Source organism: Streptomyces poriticola (genome assembly GCF_036689765.1).
Classification (GTDB): domain Bacteria; phylum Actinomycetota; class Actinomycetes; order Streptomycetales; family Streptomycetaceae; genus Streptomyces; species Streptomyces poriticola.
The window spans coordinates 1-5,090 of record NZ_JBAGKH010000067.1; the positions used below are offsets into that span (position 1 = coordinate 1).

General features: G+C 66.0%; 3 protein-coding genes and 1 pseudogene. 1 reads left to right on the top strand and 3 read right to left on the bottom strand.

Features of this window, described 5'->3' with window-relative positions; all coding sequences use genetic code 11:
• Window positions 1-421: 421 nt before the first annotated feature.
• A complete protein-coding gene (locus tag V5O46_RS31330; protein WP_332888125.1) occupies window positions 422-1,396 on the bottom strand; it encodes a hypothetical protein in 975 nt (324 codons plus the stop codon).
• 631 nt (window positions 1,397-2,027) lie between these two features.
• On the opposite strand from V5O46_RS31330, the gene V5O46_RS31335 reads away from it, so the two are divergent.
• Window positions 2,028-2,405, top strand: a complete 378-nt coding sequence (locus V5O46_RS31335) for a DUF192 domain-containing protein (RefSeq protein WP_332888126.1) — start codon at window positions 2,028-2,030, stop codon at window positions 2,403-2,405.
• A 493-nt stretch (window positions 2,406-2,898) separates the two neighbouring features.
• Here V5O46_RS31335 and V5O46_RS31340 read toward each other — a convergent pair whose 3' ends face one another.
• On the bottom strand, window positions 2,899-3,759 hold the full coding sequence (locus V5O46_RS31340; RefSeq protein WP_332888127.1) for an immunity 49 family protein: 861 nt from the start codon (window positions 3,757-3,759) through the stop codon (window positions 2,899-2,901).
• A pseudogene (locus tag V5O46_RS31345) lies at window positions 3,756-5,090 on the bottom strand (hypothetical protein); the annotation flags it as partial. The pseudogene V5O46_RS31345 and the gene V5O46_RS31340, both read right to left, overlap by 4 nt.

The following is a 5,090-nucleotide window of genomic DNA, read 5'->3' on the forward strand; positions in this document are numbered from 1 at the left end:
ATGAAATTGAACAAATCACCCAAGGCTCCTTGCGTCAGCGAGACGCCGGGGCCCTCTCGCACACACGATCAGAACGCCGGGACGGCCCGCACCCCCGGCATGCCGGGGGTGCGGGCCGTCCCGCTCAGCCTCGTGAACCGATGCGGCCACGTATGGCGTGCGCACTGGTGATGGCTGCAGCCAGCCATAGACACGCCCCGGGCACCGCGATCTGAACGGGTGCGTTGAGCATCAGGGCCAGTACACACACGACGATGAAGACGACGACGCCGCAGGCTATCGACGGTGTGTCACGCCAGGCAGGGGTTGTCGGTCTGCCCATGAAGATCAAGACTCCCATGGACAAGAACACCATCAGGGCTCCACCGTAGATGAGCCACGTGCTGCTCAAAGTCGTTCTCCGCTCGTGTGGCTGGTGCTACTACTTGCAGTATCCACCGGAGTACTGACCGGGGACAAATATCCCGGCTGCGAACTTGATCTTGATGCACTTCTTGGCCTTCGTCGCCTTAAGTGCCGTGGTGGTGATGACTGCGGCGTGCGCACCCCAGTAGATGTTCAGCCCCGGCGGCAGGAAACCCGAGACCACACCTGACAAAGCGCCGTTGTAGGCGATTGCCTTCGTCTCCTTCTTGTTGAAGTACGCGGTGCCCGTCACGATGCCCCATGTCATCTTGGGGTCGGCGACTACCGGGAACGCCGTTTTCTCGTTGGTCTCGACGGTCTGGACAAGGTCCTTGCCATCCAGCTTGTAACTGGTGGGCACGGCTTCGCCGTTGGCGTCCTTGGCCCACGGAGCGTCGATCGTGGCGACCGGGATGTGAACGCCTTCGCTGGCCTCACGAGTGATCTCGTAGCCGCCCTGCCCGTCTTCGATGACGCTCGCATCCTGCGGGAGGCTGAGCCGGAAGCGGTGAGTCTCGGGGGCCTTGTCGTCCTTGAGCGTGACCAGGGCACGGGCGCCGCCGTCCCTCGTCGGCTGCACGGCGATATCGGTGGAAGCAGCGGCGTTGGGGTAGACCACGGTGCCCGCGCCGGCCTTGACGCCCGCTACGCCCTTGGCGCCGGGCAGGGTGAGGCCGAACGAAGAGCCGTCTTCGCCGACGGCGTGGATGGAACCATTCGCCTTGTCCGGTGTGGTGATCGTGACGGTAGCGCCGCCGGTAGCGGTAACTGCCTTGGCCGGCGTACCCGGTGCCACCTCGGACGGAGCGATGTCCGCCGCCCCCGTGGCGGCTTCTACGACGGCGGCTGCCTGCGCCGCGCCGCCCGGGTGCGGTGTGGCGGTGTCGGCGTTGGCCGGGATCGCGGAGGCGAAGAGCGCTGCCCCGACAGTGGCGGATACAGCAGCGATGGAGAGCCTGCTGAACTGGCGACGGTGAGTGCTGGTCTGCACGCGCCGTACTCCTTTGAACGTGTTTTCAAGGCGTTGCTCGCAACCCAGCCCCTGTAGGGGCGAGGGGTGTTGGCCGCGCCTTGTGGTCAAGATCAATTTGATCATGGACGGAACGGTCAGGCTGTGACAGAAGCCACAATTCCGCCTCAGGTCTCCCTCAAATAACAGACGTTGACATGGGAGGAGTTGCTGAGCACCCCGAATGAGCGGTGTGCAACCTGAAGTCCCAGATGGCGGGGCTGGTGTGCCACGCGGAGGCCTGTACTCGTCCTGATCAACAGCGAGTGTCTGCCGCGCAGACCATCCGGCATGCGATCTCGGAGAAGACCGCGAGGGCCAGAGGCTCCCGTGCCCCGATTCCCCAGCCCCAGAGCATGCGTACGTGCAGGTGACGGCGCCGCCGACTCTTCCCGGCCGGACAGAGCCTGCCCGATGATCTCGACGCCGGGCTCCTGCTCTCAACCAGGGCGAGTCCGGCCGCCGCTCCGCACACCGCCCTCGCGACCTGCGACTTCAATATGCACACCAGCCGCCGACAAGCCCCACACGCCACACCCGTCCAGCAGTGAGCGGGGATACGGTCCGGTTCAGGACGACGAGTCGGAGCGGTGCGACGGGGCGGAGCGGAGCTATGGCACGGCGGTGGACGGATGGGCTGGGGACGCTGGTCGTCCACCACGGTGCGCCAGGGCGGGAGCCGACGCGCGTGCCGCTGGAGATCGCCGCGTCCTATCGCGCCCGTACCAAAGGGCTGTTGGGGCGGGATTCGCTCGCAGGGGCGGCGATGCTGTTGACGCCTGCCGGTGGCGTGCACACCTTTCGGATGAGGATGGCCATCGACGTGGCCTATCTGGACCGACGGTTGGTCGTGATCGCCGTACGGACCATGCGGCCGGGGCGGTTGGGGCTGCCACGACTGCGGGCCCGGCATGTGCTGGAGACGGAGGCCGGGGCGATGGCCGGGTGGGGGGTGCAGGAGGGGGTGCAGGTGGAGGTCCTGGGCGGCTGAAGGTGTACCTGGTGCAGTGGAAACACTTCCAGGCCGATGCCGAGGGTGGCCGCGTGCTCGACGAACGGTTTCGGGGATGTGGTCGCGCTGGGAGGCGATCGCCTCGCCTGGCGCACGGCGGAGTGATCACACTTCTGGTGGTGCCGCCACGGAGTTGCTCGAGGGCACTCCTGCGCGATGGCAACCGGACGCCCGACGGGATCGGCTGCAGTGGGCCCGGGCCGGCGCCGAGGACGGATCCGGCCGCCGGAGCGGGCAATCAGCCCGTCATCGGCATGCTCACCGCCGACCGCGGGGGGGCCTCTCCTGCGCCCTGGTGACCGCACGCAAGAGCCGAACCGGGCACCCTCACGCTGTCCCTGCGGGCGAGACCGGACGGAGGGTGCCGTCCGGCTTTTGGGCCTTGGCACCACATCAACCAGCATGGCCAGACGGCGACATCACCGATCCGCAGTCACAAGATCTGATGCTGTAGTACGAGCTCATGCCTGCGTCAGGTCGGGAACTCACCGAGCCAGCTGTGCTCGACAAGGTGCTTGGGGAGGTACTCCGACTCCACCCCGAGGGCGACCTGCCCGTCAAAAGCCCAGCAGGCCATCGCCAGCGGGCCCAAGGCGATGCTGCCGTCGATGTTCGCGGCCCGTTCCTCGTTCAGGGTCCAGTACGCCTGGTGCAGCTTCAATGCCTCGACGAGGCCCGAGGAGAAGCCGTCCCAGTCGTTCGCGATCAAGCGGGAGAAGAGGTGGATCGGCGGATAGAGCAAGCCATCGAGCAGGTCGCGGGGGGTGATACGGGCCACGTCGGGATGCGACATCTCCAGCGTTGCGGTGAGCTTCTCCACCAGCCCAGGCCGCCGAAGCCAGTACGTCTGCAACGTGTCCACCCAGTGGTAGATGTACTCGTCGTACTGTCCCTCCGGCGATCGCAGCCGCTCCAGCGGGATCTCACAGAGCTGCGTCATGCGCTGGGGTTCGCGGCAGATGACCGCCAACCAGAAGGCGGTGAGCCAGTTGCCCGCATCGGCCGATGGAAGCGGACCGACGGCCGGGAGACTGCGCACCTTGTAGTTGATACGGCACTCGACGGACCCCTCGCTCGCACCGGTCACGGCAAACAGCGCGGAGCCCAACTGCATTGCGTTCACAGCAGCGTCCCACGTCTCCGCCTTCGCTGCTCGCGGGTCAATGGCACAGCGAGCACGCAGATTCATCAACGCTGTGTTGAACGTGAAGTCGATCAAGCTCGGCGAACCTTCGAGATCGTCGATCTCTTCGGCCAAGTCTGCCTCCAGTCGCGCCGAGAACTCCGCAGCATCAGGGCGATGTGCGAGGTGCCTGGAGATCTGTTCGGTCACGGTAGGGTCCCCTTGGTGATGTCAAACCGTCGATACCGGTAACCAGTGTACGTTCCCGCGTTTCTCTCCCCCTTGACGACAGTGTATTCCAGCTTGCCGTCCCGAAGGGCCTTTCTGAGATCCGAGACAAGGTCGTGCTCGCCGCGGTTCCTCATCGCCTGGAGGATGTCGAAGAAATATTCCCTACTACCTTGGGAGACCTGCTTACCGCCTGGAAGGGTTCGTCGACCCAGCTCGGTATCAGTGCTGCTCTTGGCCTCGATAACGACGATTCGACCGTCCTCGTGCTTCCACACCTGGTCAAACTGGTCGTTGCCGTTCTTTGGTCCGAGCAGCGGCTGCTTCTCGAAGTCCGGGTAGTTCTCCGCTATGTAGTGATATTCGGCGACCGTCTCACCAAACGCCTCGGTAGCCTCTCCCATCGCCGTGTGCGATTCCCTGTACGCCCCCTTCGCTTCCCCCCACTGCGCGGCCGTGTCGACGGTGCCGTGAAGCTCGTGCGCCTTGCCCGTTTCCGCCTTCCAGTCCGCGACGAGGTTGTCGTACTGAACGGCGGCATGGCGTTTCCAGGTGCCGCCTTGCAGAACCCGCAGTCTGTCCGCGCTGGTCACCGTCTCCGCGCCCACGCGGATGTAGTCGGCGTCACGGAAGTGCGGCTTGGGCGGCTCCGGAACATCCTTGGCGCGAATCCACGGATCGTTGTCCGACATACGTGTGAGCTGGGGCGGCGTGTACCCGCTCTCGTCGTGGAGTTCCAGGTCCAGACGCGCGCCGTTCTTTCGGTAGTACTGCTTGAGGTACGCGGGCTCGTGGTTGGCCCGGAAGACCTGGATCTCCTCGATCTGCTCCCGGGTGAGCGTTCCGCGAGGTCCGTACGGGTTGGCACCGTCCCGCATGAAGCTGGGGCGCGGGACCTGCGAGTGCCGGCCGGGGAGCCCGCTGTCCGGGCCGGTCGCACCGTCAAGGCCGCTGCCTCCGGGACCGGTACCGACATGGCCGTTGCCGACCGCCCCGGCACCGCCCGAACCGGACGCCTCAGAACCGACGGCATGGGCGCTTCCGGCCCCGCCGGACGCTTCCGCCGAGCCCCGCGACATCGCGCCGGCCTCGACGAGTTCCCGCTCCCGCGCGAGTGCGATCCCCTCGGCAAGGGAGCCTTCCTGCGACACCTCTCGACGGGACTCGCCGGTGACGGATCGTTCCTGCCGTGGTGCGCCGGTGACGACGTCACCGTGCTTGTCGTAGGCAATGAACCTCCCGTCCTCGATGACCAGCCTGGAGCCGTCCGGCAGCTCCAGCACACTGTGGGGGGCGCGAACGCCCTCTACGTG

What these genes read in the sequence shown, in the direction of transcription:
- V5O46_RS31335 (WP_332888126.1), top strand. Translation starts at nt 2,028, where the DNA reads ATGGCACGGCGGTGGACGGATGGGCTGGGGACGCTGGTCGTCCACCAC.